Genomic DNA, 13,393 nt, shown 5'->3' on the forward strand with positions numbered 1-13,393 from the left:
CTGAAGGGGTTGCTGGCTCCCTTCAGGGGTGTCTCGACGAAATACCTCGACAACTATCTCGCCTGGAATGGCTTTGAGGCTGAGAACCCGGGTGTGGACCGTCTTGATCTGAAGAAAATGTTACTGGGCAGGATGCAAGCAATCGGAAGATGCTCCACCTATCTGGAGGTATTCCATAAGCCACCATTGCCATTTCCTGTTGCGGGATAGCGATTCAATACACTCCGAAAACAGAGCCTCAATAATAGGGAGAACATGGGTATTACCAGGAAGAGTGGGAGTGAGAACTCCTCACTCCAGGTAATGGCCAATGGTTCCATTTTCCCCGCTGCAATGAGTAGGTTGGATGCAAATAGACCGATGAACCCACAACTGAAACCAACGTTGTACAGATTATAGCCTTGATGGAGTTGCAGCATGGATCCTGCTACAGCAGGGAGGATGAAGCCGGCGGCAAGGCCTGCTACAATTCCCAGTGGAATGGAGAGAGGCAAGGGCAAGTCGGTCGAGAACATCAGAAAGGTTACCAGGGGGCCAAGCGCTGTACCGAAAAGGGCGATCAAGCTGTAGGAACCGAAGGTCTTGCGTGCAAGCTTGCTTGCCAGCCAGACTCCAAGGATGAGTGGGATGCTGTTGAGCAATGTATTGCCGAAGAAGGAGAACCCCATCATGGTCAGAATTGCTGAAATGGTTGGCCCAGAAAGACTGACTGATGCATGAAAGATGAGTACCAATGCCAACAATCCTACCGTCGCTGCATTGAACATGGCTGTTCCCACACCATGCAACGTGAAGTCGCTGATCAGGCGAGCTGCTTGAGTCTGCAGTCGTAGGGTATTCTGCAAGACAGTGAGCGGACCCTCAAGTATCATGGCTATGAGCATGAGGGAGCAGATGAGTACCATGAGTAGAGCATAGAGGATGCGTTCACTTCGTTCCATGGTGCCTCCTTGATAGCAGTATGCTACCTATAGATTCGGGAGAATAGCAAGTAAGCAAGGTATGAAAATAAGAAAATGCATGTATATAGCAAGGAATGCCAAAAAAATAGGCAGTGCTGTATGCATCATGCCTATGTGTATTCACTATGGAGAGATTAGTATAACAAATCGATTTCACCGCTTACCGATGAGAGTCTTACATGGTTGCTTGCCTCTCCTGTCTGCAAGCTGGCCACATTCCCAGTTTGTCGTTCGTCGTTGAACTCGATTGAACCACTGACCGTTGACGCTGTCACCTTGAGGTTCTCACTTGATCGAAGGTTCAATTCCATTTCTCCGCTGGTAGTCTTGGCCTCAACAGAGCCCCCTTCAGGAAGACGAACTTCTCCCTCTATCTTGGAACTTTCTGTCTTGAGGGTGGTCTTGGCTCCTGAAATCTGTTGGACCTCAACCGTACCGCTCATTGATGAGAGCGTTACATCTCCATCAGAAGAGGCTTCTTTTCCAGAGATGTCCCCACTGACGGTACGCAGCTCCAGATTGTCAGATGCCCTGAGAGTGAGAAAGTCAATCTCGCCACTTACGCCAGAAACCTTCGTCGAGTTGGTTATCATGGGGTGCATCAAGGTGATGTCCCCACTGGTGGAAGTGACTTCCAAGCGTCCCAGGTCCGCACTGGGGAGTGTGATCATCAAGGGAGAAGGAGTGTAGGAGAAGAAACGGAGGAACCAACGTTTGATCGGGGTGACTGAAACAGTTACCGAGGAACCTTGTTTTGAAACCTTCAGCTGTTCATTGTCATGCTTTCCAAGAGAAATACCGGCTTGCCTCGCTCCTTCATCAACCTCGATGATGATGTCATTGCTGATGGTTGATATCTCGAGGGAGTCTCCCTCCTGGAAGTCTATCTGCTGGTCCCGGCGCTGCTCGATCCCCCGCTTCTCCCACCCTTTGTAGAGGGAGAAGGAGAGAGTGAGTATGAGCACCAGGATGATCAGGAAGATTTTATTGGCGCTGGTGTCCTTCAGCATGTCAGCTTCCTTGGTGGAATCGGTCGTCCCAGTCGCGTTCCTTATTGAACATCTCACTTTCCATTTTTTCCACTTTACGCTTGAGACGTTCATACTCAGCCTTCAGTTCCTCTTCGCTCGAATCTGGTGCATCGTTCGTGTAGATGGAAGAGTCATAAGAGCCTTCAGGATTCATCGGTATTATGAGCGCGGCAAGCAAGTAGATGAGTGCTCCTGGAAAGATGCCTGTTGCCAGTACCACAAGAAATACAATCAGGCGGACCGGGTCAGGGGGAAGGTCCCTCCACTCGGCAAGGCCGGTGCAAACCCCGAAAATTTTTCCCCGAGGGGATCTGTACAATCGTTTGGTAGCCATAGTAGTCATTCCTTATCTCCAAAGCCTTCAGATGAGTTTTTCCGGCTCTTTGTAATCGTCTCAAGGTTAGCAAGCCGCTCCTGCAGCTCATCAATCCCTTTTCTTAGTTCCGCCCTGTTGGTCCTCTGTCGCCACTCGGTAAAGCTGGCTTCAGAGGCAGTTCCTTTCTTCCGCTTCCTGTATTTTGTGTCACTATAGGTCCCAGGTGGGTAACCCATCTCCATTTCACGCATCCGAAGGGCTGCCTCGATCTTTTTCTTTCTCAGGCTGTAACGATGATCAAGGGTAGATACGACTATAATGAAGGTGAATATGACTGTTAAGATCCAGATTGTTTCCATGCCCTGTCCCTTTGCTTACAGGCCGGCACGTTTGCGCAATTCCGCGATCTCAGCATCGATGTCATCCATTTCCTCGAGGTCTCGGAATTTCTCGTCCAGGGTAGAGCCACTGCGGTTCAGGTCATTGTCGGCCTGCATACGGTCTATCTTCTCTTCCATATCATTGAAGCGGTGAAACGTATTTCCCTCGCTTGCACGTCTCATGGTCTCCTGGGCAGCTTGTTCTTCCCTGGCTCGCTTTGCCCTCTCAACCATCATCTGGTACTTCTGCTTCACGGTGGATAGCTTGTCCTCAATCTGGTTGATTTCACTCTTTGCGGTTTTGATTACCTCATCATAGGTGGTAAGTTCCTCTTTGAGGCGATCAAGTGTTGCTTTTGCCTGTTTCTTCTCAAGTAGTGCTTCCCGTGCCAAATCTTCGCGTCCCTTGCTTATGGCCAGTTCTGCCCGGCTCTGCCAGCGTTCTACTGCACTGAGCGCCTCTTTGTAGGTACGGTCGGTCTTTGCCCTGCTGGCCATTTTTGCGGCACAGGAACTCTTGAGTTCAATCAGGGTGTCTTCCATTTCCTGCATCATCAACTTGATCATCTTTTCAGGATCTTCTGCCTTATCGAGCAGTGAGTTGATGTTTGCATTTACAATATCCAAGAATCTTGAAAAAACTCCCATAATATCTCTCCTTAGGTAGTAGTACCACCTCTGTTTCTATGTAACTGTTTGCACGATTCGTGCCAACTCCAATATATCTATGAAAATTTTGATAAATCACCATTTTGACAAGGATTGGGGGTTATACGGCTTTTCTTGTCTGCTGAGTTGTGCTACCCTGTTTCTGGCAAATCATACCAATGATGGCAAAATTTACCAACAGAGGAGCGCCGAATGGAATCCCCACAGGGTGGAGGATACAACCAGCAACCACTAGGAGAAAGCGAAGTTTTCCTGGATTTCCAGAGCAAGCTGAGCCGTGCAGCTACCGTGAATCGTTCCGTCCTCCTGGTGGGGGAGCGTGGCAGCGGCAAGGAGATTGCGGCAAGAAGATTGCACTTTCTCTCTCCTCGATGGCAGCAGAGCTTGGTAACCGTCAACTGTGCTGCTCTTCCTCCTTCCTTGATCGAGACCGAACTTTTCGGTTATGAACAGGGAGCGTTCACCGGGGCCCAGAAGACCCGCAAGGGGCGTTTTGAGGAGGCTGAGGGAGGTACGCTTTTCCTGGATGAGATCGGGCTCATCCCTCTGGAGGTACAAGAGAAAATCCTTCGTGTGGTGGAATATGGTACCTATGAACGGGTCGGCTCCTCTGTCACCCATGAGGTGAATGTGAAGATCATCGGTGCTACCAACGCAGATCTTCCTACTCTCTGCAAGGAAGGAAAGTTCAAGGAAGACCTCCTGGACCGACTCTCTTTTGAAGTGTTGTTTCTTCCTCCGCTTCGAGAGCGTGGCGAGGATATCCTATTGCTTGCCTCATATTTTGCCTCAAAAATGGCTCTTGAGTGTGGCAGGAGTGAGATGCCGGTTTTCTCAGAGGAAGTGCAAGCTTCCCTGCAATCCTATCCCTGGCCTGGTAATGTACGTGAATTGAAGAATGTGGTTGAGCGGGCTGTCTACCGCAGCGATACTCCAGAAATTGAACACCTCGATTTCAATCCATTTGAAAATCCTTTCACCCAAAGAGAGATGGAGGGAAAGGAAAGCGTTGTCGCACAAAAACAGAAACAGCTGGACTTGTCGCAGTTTGGACAAGCTCGTATTGATCTCGATGTCTCCTACCTTGCAGAGGCATTGAAACAGGCCGGGGGGAACCAGAGGGAGGCAGCCAAGCTCCTTGGCCTTACCTACGACCAGCTCAGGGGATTGTACAGGAAATATCAGGATCTGCTGTAGTACATATAGATACAAAGAGGGCTGCTTCCCTGTCTGATTTTCAGTCAGACTTGTAAAGCAGCCCTGGGGAAGAACTGTGATCTATGTCATGAAAAAACTATCGGGGGGGAAGGATGAGGGCTGTTCCCAGGTAGGCAATCACCATCGGGATGAACCCCACAGAGAAAAGGAGGATGATTCCGATGATCCTCAAGAGGATTACAGGAATCCCTGACCACGTTGCCAGTCCCTCGAAAACTCCAAGAATCATACCTCTTCGCTCACGGTAGGGCGTCCTGTGGTAGTAGTCCATCACTGCTGCTCCATCTCTTTCTTCTTGCTCATTGATGCCTTCAGCACTTCCATCTCTGCATCAATCTCATGTTCATTTTCCATTATGCTGAACTCGTCGGCGGCACTGGTGGTTCCATGGTAGCCGGCCATTTCTGCGTCTGCTTCCATGCGTTCGATCTTGCTCTCCAGTTCACTGAACTTGCGAGCCAAGTCCGTACTGTCACTGCTCTTCAAGGTTTCAGCAACCTGCTTCTTTTCCTTTGCGCTTCTTGCTCTCTGGACAAGGATCTGTTGCTTATCTTTCACTTCCTTGAGCTTGTCAGCAATCTGGGTGAGCTGGCTGCTCTGGCTGGCAAGAATGGTCTGCAGGTTTGTTTCAAGCTCTTCGATACGCTTGATTCTTGCTTTTGTATTATTCTTTTCAATCAAGGCTTCACGGGCGAGGTCTTCCCTGCCATTGGTGATAGCCAGCTTGGCGCGGTCATCCCAGCGGAGAAGAGCCTTCTCCAGTTCTGCCTTCTCACGCTCCAGGCTTGCCTGTTCAGCTTTTCTTGCTGCCATTGAAGAACGAGCCTTGCTCTGGGTTTCCTCAAGTTCTGTGATCATCAGGTTGATCATCTTTTCCGGGTCTTCGAGTTTATCCAAAGCACTGTTTACGTGGGAATTGAAGATATCGGCGATTCTCTTGAACATCTGCATCATTGTCTCCTTTCGCCACTAGGTGGCTGTTGTTTGCGTTTGTTTGTACGTAGACTACTGTGCATAAGGCGTGCCAACTTTGATAATACGGGAATTATCCATAGAAATTCATCGTATATTCGGTGTATTGCCACCATGTTTGGTAAATTATACCAACTCCTATGGCCAATACTACCATTCCCATTGGCTTGTAAGGGGTGCCAAGAGCGTGTAGACTGCATCCATGAGTACCTTGTATATGGTGGCGACACCCATTGGGAACCTGGATGATATTACCTACAGGGCAGTTGAGACCCTGAAAGGTGTTGAGGTGATCGCCTGTGAGGACACCCGGCATACACAGCAGCTGTTGACCCATTGGGGGATCAGCAAGCGCCTGATCGCCTGTCATGCACACAATGAGGCCAACTCTGCAAAAGGCATCGTAGGCTTGTTGGCAGAAGGCAAGGATGTTGCCTTTGTCAGTGATGCGGGCACCCCGGGTATCAGTGACCCGGGAGCGCGTGTGGTCAGTGCGGTTCGCCAGGCTGGATTCACTGTTGTCCCTATCCCTGGTGTCTCTGCACAATCGGCTCTTGTCAGTGTGGCCGGGTATGTAGGCAAAACATTCACCTTTGAAGGATTTCTCAGCCCAAAGAAGGGACGAAGAAAGAAACGTCTGGAGGAGTTGCTCAGCCGGGATGAGGCGTTCATCATCTATGAGTCGCCCTTCAGAATTCTCAAGACACTTGCCGAGTTGGCTGAGCTGGATGGGGAGCGCCAGATTGTATTGGGAAGGGAAATGACCAAGAAGTTTGAGGAGTTCTTGCAGGGAACTGCCTCCCAGGTGATGGAAGTACTTGCTGCAAAACCCTCGATCAAGGGGGAGTTCGCCTTGTTGGTTGCGCCCTCCCAGGCACAGGAACGTGATGATCACACTGAAGAAGCTTAGAAGCCTGAAAAGCCGGACGTGTGTAAGAAAGTGCGCAAGCCTGTTTCATCAGTTGTCCCAGGAACAGGTGATGGATACCTCGTATCTGTATGGGCTGCTCACGCTCTCTGAAGAGCAGCAGTTTTCTGAGGTGTTGGATGAAGCACAAAGAAAGCAGTTGCGTTTGCTGACAAGAAGAGTCCCCTTGGTCCAAGGAAGAGATTTGGCAATCCTTCTCGAGGATATCCACTATTTTCTCCTCGGTGTTCTGGGAAGTGACCCCTCCGATTGGGACCTTACCGATGAGCAGGGGGCGCTAGATGCATCAGCTCGCCTCATCCTCCCCCATGTACTGGTGCTCGACCGCCTTCGCTCTCCTTATAATATAGGATCCATATTCCGTAGTGCAGACTCCTTTGGAGTGCAGAAAATCTATTTGATCGAAGGGTGTGCAAGGCTCGACCACCCGCGTACCAGAAAGACCAGCAGGGGATGTATCGATACAGTGGACCATGAGGTCCTGCCTGAGGACGTAGTAATGCAGAGGATACAATCACTTCCCCTCTTTGCTTTGGAGACAGGCGGTAAGGGACTCTCCCAGTTTCCCTTTCCTGAGGAAGGGGTAGGGATCATCGGTGGGGAGGAGCTGGGTGTCAGTCCCTCCTTGCTGAAGGCAAGCGAAGCCTCCCTTGGCCGGTTGACCCTCCCGATGGGTGGAACCAAGGGTTCCCTGAATGTAGCGGTAGCCACAGGGATTATGCTCTGCAGTTGGTATATGAGCGCTAGTGATCTGTAACATGTAAATCTTGACTTTTCCTGGGCCTATCGAGCTGATGGACTTCGTTCGTGTCAGCTCAGTTACAAGTTTATGCTGTTACAGATCACTAACCCCGGTTGGATGTAACTGCTGCATACATTCGTTTCAGCTTATCTTCAATATCGAAGTTGAAATTCCCTGCACTCCAGTTGCCCTTTGCATTGCGAACGCCGACACTCCTTCCGGTGAGTAGCTGCATCGCTTCATCTATGGTACTGACCGGATATATGAAGAATTGCTTCTCCTTGATGGCGTTCAGTACCTCATAGGGAAGGATGAGGTTGCGGACATTCTGCTTTGGAATGATGACTCCCTGTTTTCCGGTGAGTCCTGTTGCCAAGCAAGTACGGAAAAATCCCTCAATCTTTTCGTTGATGCCACCGACGGGTTGGATCAATCCCATTTGATTGACCGACCCGGTCACTGCGATATCCTGGCGGACAGGCAGTTCCCCGATTGCAGAGAGCAGGGCAATCAGTTCGCTGGAGGAGGCACTGTCTCCATCAACCTCTGCATAGGATTGCTCAAAGGCAATGCCGGCGTAAATGGAGAGTGGGAAGGTGCGGGCATAATGCTTGCGCAGGTATCCTTCCAGGATCAGGAGACCCTTGTCATGAATTTCTCCACTGAGTCCGGCTTCATGTTCAATATTAACAATGCCTTCATTTCCTGGGCTGGCCGTACAGGATATGACCGTAGGGGTTCCAAAGGAAGCACTGCCACGGTCCATGACAGCCAAGCCGTTGACTACCCCGACCTTTGTGCCGGAGAGGCTGATGATCATATCACCGCTGAGGATCTCCTCATTGATCTTGCTCTCGCTGATGCCATTGATGTATCCCCGCTCCTCATTTACACGGAGAATGAGCTCCCCGTCGATGGATGCCTGGTTCTGGTGCTTCGCCCACCAGTGAGCTTCCTCGATGACATCATAGAGGGATGAGAAGTGCGTTGTCAGATGGGTGCGGGACTCCACATACCAGCAGGAGTAGCGGAGCAACTGCCCAAAGGCGCTATCCTCAAGGGGGAGCAAGTGATGGCTCTTTGCATAAGCATCCAAGGCCCAGATGCTCTGGGCGATTGTCTCCTTGGAGAGGTCCATCGAATAATCAAACTGTGCGCAGATCTTGAAGAGCGTCAGGAATCGCTCATCCTCATCAGAGAGCATGTCATAGACCTCTTCGCTACCGATGAGAATGACCTTGATCGGAAGGGGGACCACCTGTGGCCTGATCATCTTGCTTTTCAGCTCCCCCTTGGTGACAAGCCCTGCCTCATACGCCAATGCGTTTGCATCGAGATACCGCTTAAGCGATTCCCAGAGGCCACTCTCTCCCAGCAGTTTTTCTGCCTCTATGACGATGAACCCACCTGCTGCCTCAAGCAGAGAGCCTGCATGCAGGCTGAGGTGGGGGATTTTCTCATCTGAGTCCACAGAACCAAAAAGGTTGTCGAAGGTGGGATAAGACTCAATGACCAGGGGACGTTGTCTTGTCTGTGCATGATTTACCAGCAGGTTGGCTTGGTACTTCCGTGCTATCGGGTCACTCTTGAGCATCTCTGCATCAAGGTGCTGGATATGGATAGCTTCCCGGGCAAGGTCAGCCTTGAGATGGGCAAAGTAGGAGGAGAGTTGCCGATTGTCGGGGAACTGTTGCTCCAGTTGGTCCACAAGGTTCTCTGCTTTCTCCAAAAAGTGCTCCCTGTCCTGAGTCAGGTTGAGCAGATCCTGGTTGAATGCACTGCAGGCATCACAGAAGCGTTCTCCTTCCCCTGGGCGGAATGTGAGGGCAGAGGGGCTGTCTGGTTGTTTGAAATTACACACATAGACAATGTCCCTGATAGCATCGATATTGTTTCTCTGGTGCTCGGCACAGTAGCGTACCGCCTCATGTCTCCCGCTCGTGGCTTCTCCGCTTACAAAGATGTTGTATCCACATTTCTGTAGACTGAGCCCAATCTCGAGGCTGCGAAGAGCCCTTGGCTGGCCAACGATATGTTCCCTGCTGCCCAAAGCCCGGCATTCACTGATAAGCAAGGGATCAAAATCGAAGGAGGCTTCTTCATAGGTGAGCGGATGAACCCGCTTTTTGATATCGGTCATGAGGGAACTATAGGTGGTGGAACAAAAGGTGTCAACTCTATATACTAGGCTCATGAAACGAAGCAAACTTGTTGCCTATCTTGATACATATCTGGAAATTGGGGCTTTTGAGGGTTTGGATCGATCCCTCAACGGTTTGGTTGTAGGAGGAGCTGAGAAGGATGTTCGCAAGGTCGCCTTCGCCGTTGATGCCTGCCAATCTACCTTTGAGAAGGCCATAGAAGAATGCGCTGATCTGCTTATCGTGCACCATGGGCTCTATTGGGGAGTTCCCCTACCCATCACCGGGGTACACCATACGCGCATCAGTACGTTGCTGAAAGGAAATCTGGACCTGTATGTTGCCCATCTGCCCCTCGATGCACACAGCAAGGTGGGAAACAATATTGTCATGGCTGGAAAGCTGGGTTTGCAGGATATTGAGCCCTTTGCCCCCTATAAAGGCACCCCGTTGGGATACAAGGGTGTACTCAAGGACGGGGGAGACACCAAGTGGATTGCTGAACGGCTTGGTTTTGAGAATCCAGTGGTGCTTCCATTCGGTAAGGGAACCATTACAACGGTGGGTATTGTCAGTGGAGGGGCAAGCAGTGATGTCTATGCAGCCCTCAGTGATGGACTGGACTGTTTCATCACCGGGGAAGTGGAACATCAAATTTACCACGATGCACAGGAATCTGGTATCACGGTCATAGGCGGTGGCCATTACCAAACGGAAATTTTCGGGGTGCAGGCGCTCTCAGCACATCTTAGGGATGCGTTCGACCTTGAGGTTTGTTTTATTGCCAACCCCACTGGCTTATAGTATAGTCAACACCATGGCACAGAAAGATACCAGTAGATTCATCCCGCTCTTGCTTACCGTTTTTATCATTGTTTCGGACCAGCTCAGCAAGGCATGGGTGGTCGCCACCATCCCAGAGAACACAATAGGGTTTCGCTGTCTTGGCGATTTCCTCGCGATTGTACATGTTCGCAATACTGCTATTGCTTTCAGTATGGGGGATGGGCTTTCGGTCGCTGTAAAGTTGCTGTTCTTCATCATCGTTCCAGTGATTTTGGTTATAGCGGTATGTGTAGTATACTTTTCACGAAAGATTCATCTTTCCACTTTCCAGAGGTGGGTGCTTGCGCTCTTCCTGGGCGGCGGAACGGGGAATCTGATCGACCGAATTTTTAGGGGTTTTCGGGTAGTGGATTTCATCAGCGTAAAGGTCTATGGATTCTTGGGTTTTGAGCGATGGCCGACCTGGAATATTGCGGATGCTTCGCTGGTTATCAGTGGGATTCTGCTTGCCATAAGCCTGCTCCTTGAAAACTCTGAAACGAAGGAAGATAACAATGTCTAAGAAAATGAACACCGTTTGGTTCATGTTGGCGGCAACGGTACTGAACATTGTGCTGATGATGGTTCTTTTCATCATCTGCTTTGTACTCATCACCCGTTTTGTCGACCCGAACAGTTCCCTGATTCCCCTCTGGTTGGGTCTTACCTTCCTGGTAAGTATCGGAGGGAGTTTCTGGGTGTACTCACGAATCATCAAGTGGATGAACAACAAGTTCAATCTGGAGGATAACCTCAGCCCACTTTACAATAGAAAGAGAAAGCCAAAGCGTAGAGAGGACTGAGATCATGAACCAGTCCCTCTCCACGTTCTCAAGAATATCTTGGTACCCATTCAGTGATGAGCCGGTCATCAGGAGCCGCTGGTACATGCCGAGGCTCTGTGATCCCTCCTTCTTGTTTCCGGAAGAAAGCCCTGATGGGAAATGGCATCTTTTTGGCCATACCTGGGTGGGAATTGAACACTTCATCAGTGAGAATGGGATCAGCTGGGAGCCAAGGAAGATGGTCGCCTTGCGGGGACACTCTCCCTCAATATACCAAGAGAATGGGGTGTATTACCTTCTCTACGAAAAACATAATGCTTCCTTACCGAACCTGAAGAAGGGAAGGCTGAAACGAAGAGAGCAAGAGAAGGTAACGTATAGCCGATTTGAAATGTGCTCCTCCACTGACTTGATCCTTTTCAGCGAGCCAAAGATCATCCTTGATAGCCGGGATATTCCTTTTTCCTCAGATGGATTAAAGAAGCCGAGGGTCTCACGGCCGCAGATTATCAAGAATGGGGCGGGGTATCGGCTGTACTTTGGAGCTTCCCATCTTTTGCTTCCCGATACCAAACAGAAGACCAGTCGCCATTTTGCCCTTGCAATCTCCTCAACCATTGAGGGGCCGTATGCCCTTGCGAACGAGGGAGAACCACTGCTCTCCCCTGACCCTGATGATCCCTATCGGAGCATGGCGGTAGGAAGCATCAAGGTATTTCGTGCAGAGGATGGATACATCGGCTTTGAGTGTGCAATGTATTGGGACAAGAAGCAGGCAAAGACGGCTTCGGTGCTGATGCAACTGGAAAGCAGCGATGGGGTGTCTTTCCGGCCGTCCTATCGCGCGCCGCTTCTGGTTCCGCCCCAGACGGGTTGGGCCAGCCGGTACATTGTCAGCTGTGATGTACACTATAAGAAGGAAGAGGCCTGCTGGTATTGCTACTATAGTGCCAATTCCAAGCATGGTTACTATCCTGTTAGGGAGTCCATCGGCTTGCTCCTGGGCAAGGACCCATCCTTACGGAAGGTCTTCATCTAAGATCTTCCCGCTTCTTCCACCGTGTGGAACCAGCCCAAACCACGGCCTCACTCCCATCTTTCTCTTTTCTGACAATCCTATGGTGCAATAGTGGTTCATCCTTCTGTAATGCATCAGGGTCCTTGCTCTCGGTGTATACAACAACAGCATCCTCGAGAAAGGTCTGCCGAAGATACGATACGTCCACTTCCGCGACCTTGCAACGGTTTTGGAAGGAGGAGGGAAGGCTCTCCAAGGCCCATGTGAGATAGGATATGTTGTTCACATGCAGATTCCGGTCAGTATCAAGATAGGTGATCTTGGGCATATGGACAGCCAATCGATGAAGAGGCTCATCTTCCCCATGAAGATTGTTCTCAAGATGCATATCCACTGCGTGTTCTGTATCTCCAGATGGGGGAATACCAATGCGTAGGGACATGTCCTGGGGTCTGCACGGCCTGCCTCGTTCCAGATCGAGGATTGCCCAAAAGGTCTTGGCAATGAACAGCAGCTTCCCCTCTGCATCGAATGCCCTGACAACACGGGGAAGATGCAGCCTGATCGGGTCCTGTGCCCAGGTTTCCACCTGCAGCACTTCGGGCCAACGCGTATAGCGGAATACTTCCATACGGCTGCGGGTAATCACCCAGGTCTTGCCCTCTTTATGCATCTCAGGAATCGAGCATCCTTTGCTTGCTGCATGGGTTCCTGCTGCTTCCTGCACAACCTGGAAATAGAAGGCCAGACGAGCATCGGTGAAACAATCGGTCTCATAGCTGTAGGTGGTGAAGGTGCTGTGTGCCACGTTCCGTTCATCAATCGTAATCAGTTCATCATACATCTGCTTGGTCCTTGTCTTTGGTGTTTCGATAGAAGCGCAGGATACTTCTTCCATATTTACGCTCATCATAACAGACCAAGGAACCTACATCCTCTGGCCACTGTTTCTTCTCTTCGGATGGGTAGTGTATGATGAACAGGCCTCCTGGGGTAAGGAGTTTTTGCTTATCAACAGCCTTTGCCAGGTCAACCTTGCCCTGCATGGGGAAAGGAGGATCTGCATACACAATGTCATACTGCATTTTTGCGGTGGGAATGAAACGTCGTACATCGGCCATGAAGAGCTTGATCTCGCTCTCTACCATGCTGATGTTATCCATGATGGTGGCCTTTTTTTGTCGGTCTTTCTCGACCAAGTGCACCAGCCTTGCACCCCGGCTTGCTGCCTCGATCCCGACGCAGCCACTGCCGGTGAATAAATCCAGCCAAGTTTTCCCTTCCAGACTTCCCAGGATGGAGAAGAGAGACTCTCTCATCATATCCATGGCTGGTCTGATGATCCCTGGTGGACAAGCGACCGTCCTTCCCCGATAAACTCCTCCGGTAATTCTCATATTCTGTGC

Annotated in this window: 17 protein-coding genes and 1 pseudogene; 8 read left to right on the forward strand and 10 right to left on the reverse strand. The window is 50.5% G+C overall.

Features of this window, described 5'->3' with window-relative positions; all coding sequences use genetic code 11:
• Positions 1 to 210 (forward strand): annotated as a pseudogene (locus AB7S66_RS04095) (hypothetical protein); the annotation flags it as partial.
• Here the strand turns inward: AB7S66_RS04095 and AB7S66_RS04100 are convergent.
• From AB7S66_RS04100 to AB7S66_RS04120, 5 genes are all read right to left on the reverse strand, one after another.
• Entirely contained in the window at positions 159 to 941 is a 783-nt protein-coding gene (locus AB7S66_RS04100) for a DUF1576 domain-containing protein (RefSeq protein ID WP_428518195.1), read from the reverse strand. The pseudogene AB7S66_RS04095 and the gene AB7S66_RS04100 sit on opposite strands and share 52 nt — an antisense overlap.
• A 155-nt stretch (positions 942 to 1,096) precedes the next feature.
• The gene (locus AB7S66_RS04105; protein ID WP_428518196.1) at positions 1,097 to 1,972 is read right to left on the reverse strand and encodes a DUF4097 family beta strand repeat-containing protein; all 876 of its coding nucleotides are present in this window, start codon (positions 1,970 to 1,972) and stop codon (positions 1,097 to 1,099) included.
• Between the two features lies 1 nt (position 1,973).
• Positions 1,974 to 2,327, reverse strand: a complete 354-nt coding sequence (locus AB7S66_RS04110; protein WP_428518197.1) for a PspC domain-containing protein — start codon at positions 2,325 to 2,327, stop codon at positions 1,974 to 1,976.
• Between the two features lie 5 nt (positions 2,328 to 2,332).
• Complete coding sequence (locus tag AB7S66_RS04115; RefSeq protein WP_428518198.1) at positions 2,333 to 2,668, reverse strand: hypothetical protein; 336 nt, start codon at positions 2,666 to 2,668, stop codon at positions 2,333 to 2,335.
• Positions 2,669 to 2,683: 15 nt separating this feature from the next.
• Entirely contained in the window at positions 2,684 to 3,337 is a 654-nt protein-coding gene (locus AB7S66_RS04120) for a PspA/IM30 family protein (protein WP_428518199.1), read from the reverse strand.
• 213 nt (positions 3,338 to 3,550) lie between these two features.
• On the opposite strand from AB7S66_RS04120, the gene AB7S66_RS04125 reads away from it, so the two are divergent.
• The gene (locus tag AB7S66_RS04125; protein ID WP_428518200.1) at positions 3,551 to 4,555 is read left to right on the forward strand and encodes a sigma 54-interacting transcriptional regulator; all 1,005 of its coding nucleotides are present in this window, start codon (positions 3,551 to 3,553) and stop codon (positions 4,553 to 4,555) included.
• Positions 4,556 to 4,652: 97 nt separating this feature from the next.
• Here AB7S66_RS04125 and AB7S66_RS04130 read toward each other — a convergent pair whose 3' ends face one another.
• Together AB7S66_RS04130 and AB7S66_RS04135 are read right to left on the reverse strand one after the other, a co-directional pair.
• Positions 4,653 to 4,847 (reverse strand): PspC domain-containing protein, encoded by a 195-nt coding sequence (locus tag AB7S66_RS04130; protein WP_428518201.1) that lies wholly within the window; start codon positions 4,845 to 4,847, stop codon positions 4,653 to 4,655.
• Positions 4,847 to 5,530, reverse strand: coding sequence for a PspA/IM30 family protein (locus AB7S66_RS04135; RefSeq protein WP_428518202.1), 684 nt, complete (start codon positions 5,528 to 5,530; stop codon positions 4,847 to 4,849). Before AB7S66_RS04135 ends, AB7S66_RS04130 begins: the two co-directional genes overlap by 1 nt.
• A gap of 220 nt (positions 5,531 to 5,750) precedes the next feature.
• On the opposite strand from AB7S66_RS04135, the gene rsmI reads away from it, so the two are divergent.
• On the forward strand, positions 5,751 to 6,458 hold the full coding sequence (gene rsmI, locus AB7S66_RS04140) for a 16S rRNA (cytidine(1402)-2'-O)-methyltransferase (RefSeq protein WP_428518203.1): 708 nt from the start codon (positions 5,751 to 5,753) through the stop codon (positions 6,456 to 6,458).
• On the forward strand, positions 6,436 to 7,233 hold the full coding sequence (locus AB7S66_RS04145; RefSeq protein ID WP_428518204.1) for a TrmH family RNA methyltransferase: 798 nt from the start codon (positions 6,436 to 6,438) through the stop codon (positions 7,231 to 7,233). The genes rsmI and AB7S66_RS04145 overlap by 23 nt, the downstream gene beginning before the upstream one ends.
• An 88-nt stretch (positions 7,234 to 7,321) precedes the next feature.
• On the opposite strand, the gene AB7S66_RS04150 is transcribed toward AB7S66_RS04145, so the two are convergent.
• Positions 7,322 to 9,358 (reverse strand): Lon protease family protein, encoded by a 2,037-nt coding sequence (locus tag AB7S66_RS04150; RefSeq protein WP_428518205.1) that lies wholly within the window; start codon positions 9,356 to 9,358, stop codon positions 7,322 to 7,324.
• Positions 9,359 to 9,410: 52 nt separating this feature from the next.
• Between AB7S66_RS04150 and AB7S66_RS04155 the strand changes: the two genes are divergently transcribed.
• From AB7S66_RS04155 to AB7S66_RS04170, 4 genes are read left to right on the forward strand one after another with little or no spacing between them, the layout of a single operon-like run.
• Positions 9,411 to 10,163, forward strand: a complete 753-nt coding sequence (locus tag AB7S66_RS04155) for a Nif3-like dinuclear metal center hexameric protein (RefSeq protein WP_428518206.1) — start codon at positions 9,411 to 9,413, stop codon at positions 10,161 to 10,163.
• Positions 10,164 to 10,176: 13 nt separating this feature from the next.
• The gene (gene lspA / locus AB7S66_RS04160; RefSeq protein WP_428518207.1) at positions 10,177 to 10,707 is read left to right on the forward strand and encodes a signal peptidase II; all 531 of its coding nucleotides are present in this window, start codon (positions 10,177 to 10,179) and stop codon (positions 10,705 to 10,707) included.
• A complete protein-coding gene (locus AB7S66_RS04165) occupies positions 10,700 to 10,987 on the forward strand; it encodes a leader peptide processing enzyme (protein ID WP_428518208.1) in 288 nt (95 codons plus the stop codon). Before lspA ends, AB7S66_RS04165 begins: the two co-directional genes overlap by 8 nt.
• 4 nt (positions 10,988 to 10,991) lie before the next feature.
• Entirely contained in the window at positions 10,992 to 12,008 is a 1,017-nt protein-coding gene (locus tag AB7S66_RS04170) for a hypothetical protein (RefSeq protein WP_428518209.1), read from the forward strand.
• Here AB7S66_RS04170 and AB7S66_RS04175 read toward each other — a convergent pair.
• Positions 12,001 to 12,885 carry an acyl-[acyl-carrier-protein] thioesterase gene (locus AB7S66_RS04175; RefSeq protein WP_428518210.1) on the reverse strand — a complete coding sequence of 295 codons (885 nt, stop codon included), beginning with the start codon at positions 12,883 to 12,885 and terminating at the stop codon, positions 12,001 to 12,003. The two genes, AB7S66_RS04170 and AB7S66_RS04175, sit on opposite strands and share 8 nt — an antisense overlap.
• Positions 12,824 to 13,384, reverse strand: a complete 561-nt coding sequence (rsmD, locus tag AB7S66_RS04180; RefSeq protein WP_428518211.1) for a 16S rRNA (guanine(966)-N(2))-methyltransferase RsmD — start codon at positions 13,382 to 13,384, stop codon at positions 12,824 to 12,826. The genes AB7S66_RS04175 and rsmD overlap by 62 nt, the downstream gene beginning before the upstream one ends.
• Positions 13,385 to 13,393: the final 9 nt, after the last annotated feature.

Origin of the sequence: Sphaerochaeta sp., from assembly GCF_050178175.1 — a bacterium.
In the GTDB taxonomy this organism is placed as follows: domain Bacteria; phylum Spirochaetota; class Spirochaetia; order Sphaerochaetales; family Sphaerochaetaceae; genus Sphaerochaeta.

Coding starts and splice junctions, on each gene's coding strand:
- rsmD (WP_428518211.1), bottom strand. CDS start 13,384: ATGAGAATTACCGGAGGAGTTTATCGGGGAAGGACGGTCGCTTGTCCA.
- AB7S66_RS04135 (WP_428518202.1), bottom strand. CDS start 5,530: ATGATGCAGATGTTCAAGAGAATCGCCGATATCTTCAATTCCCACGTA.
- AB7S66_RS04110 (WP_428518197.1), bottom strand. CDS start 2,327: ATGGCTACCAAACGATTGTACAGATCCCCTCGGGGAAAAATTTTCGGG.
- rsmI (WP_428518203.1), top strand. CDS start 5,751: ATGAGTACCTTGTATATGGTGGCGACACCCATTGGGAACCTGGATGAT.
- AB7S66_RS04120 (WP_428518199.1), bottom strand. CDS start 3,337: ATGGGAGTTTTTTCAAGATTCTTGGATATTGTAAATGCAAACATCAAC.
- AB7S66_RS04145 (WP_428518204.1), top strand. CDS start 6,436: ATGATCACACTGAAGAAGCTTAGAAGCCTGAAAAGCCGGACGTGTGTA.
- AB7S66_RS04125 (WP_428518200.1), top strand. CDS start 3,551: ATGGAATCCCCACAGGGTGGAGGATACAACCAGCAACCACTAGGAGAA.
- AB7S66_RS04100 (WP_428518195.1), bottom strand. CDS start 941: ATGGAACGAAGTGAACGCATCCTCTATGCTCTACTCATGGTACTCATC.
- AB7S66_RS04175 (WP_428518210.1), bottom strand. CDS start 12,885: ATGGAAGAAGTATCCTGCGCTTCTATCGAAACACCAAAGACAAGGACC.
- AB7S66_RS04155 (WP_428518206.1), top strand. CDS start 9,411: ATGAAACGAAGCAAACTTGTTGCCTATCTTGATACATATCTGGAAATT.
- AB7S66_RS04130 (WP_428518201.1), bottom strand. CDS start 4,847: ATGGACTACTACCACAGGACGCCCTACCGTGAGCGAAGAGGTATGATT.
- AB7S66_RS04170 (WP_428518209.1), top strand. CDS start 10,992: ATGAACCAGTCCCTCTCCACGTTCTCAAGAATATCTTGGTACCCATTC.
- AB7S66_RS04115 (WP_428518198.1), bottom strand. CDS start 2,668: ATGGAAACAATCTGGATCTTAACAGTCATATTCACCTTCATTATAGTC.
- AB7S66_RS04165 (WP_428518208.1), top strand. CDS start 10,700: ATGTCTAAGAAAATGAACACCGTTTGGTTCATGTTGGCGGCAACGGTA.
- AB7S66_RS04150 (WP_428518205.1), bottom strand. CDS start 9,358: ATGACCGATATCAAAAAGCGGGTTCATCCGCTCACCTATGAAGAAGCC.
- AB7S66_RS04105 (WP_428518196.1), bottom strand. CDS start 1,972: ATGCTGAAGGACACCAGCGCCAATAAAATCTTCCTGATCATCCTGGTG.
- lspA (WP_428518207.1), top strand. CDS start 10,177: ATGGCACAGAAAGATACCAGTAGATTCATCCCGCTCTTGCTTACCGTT.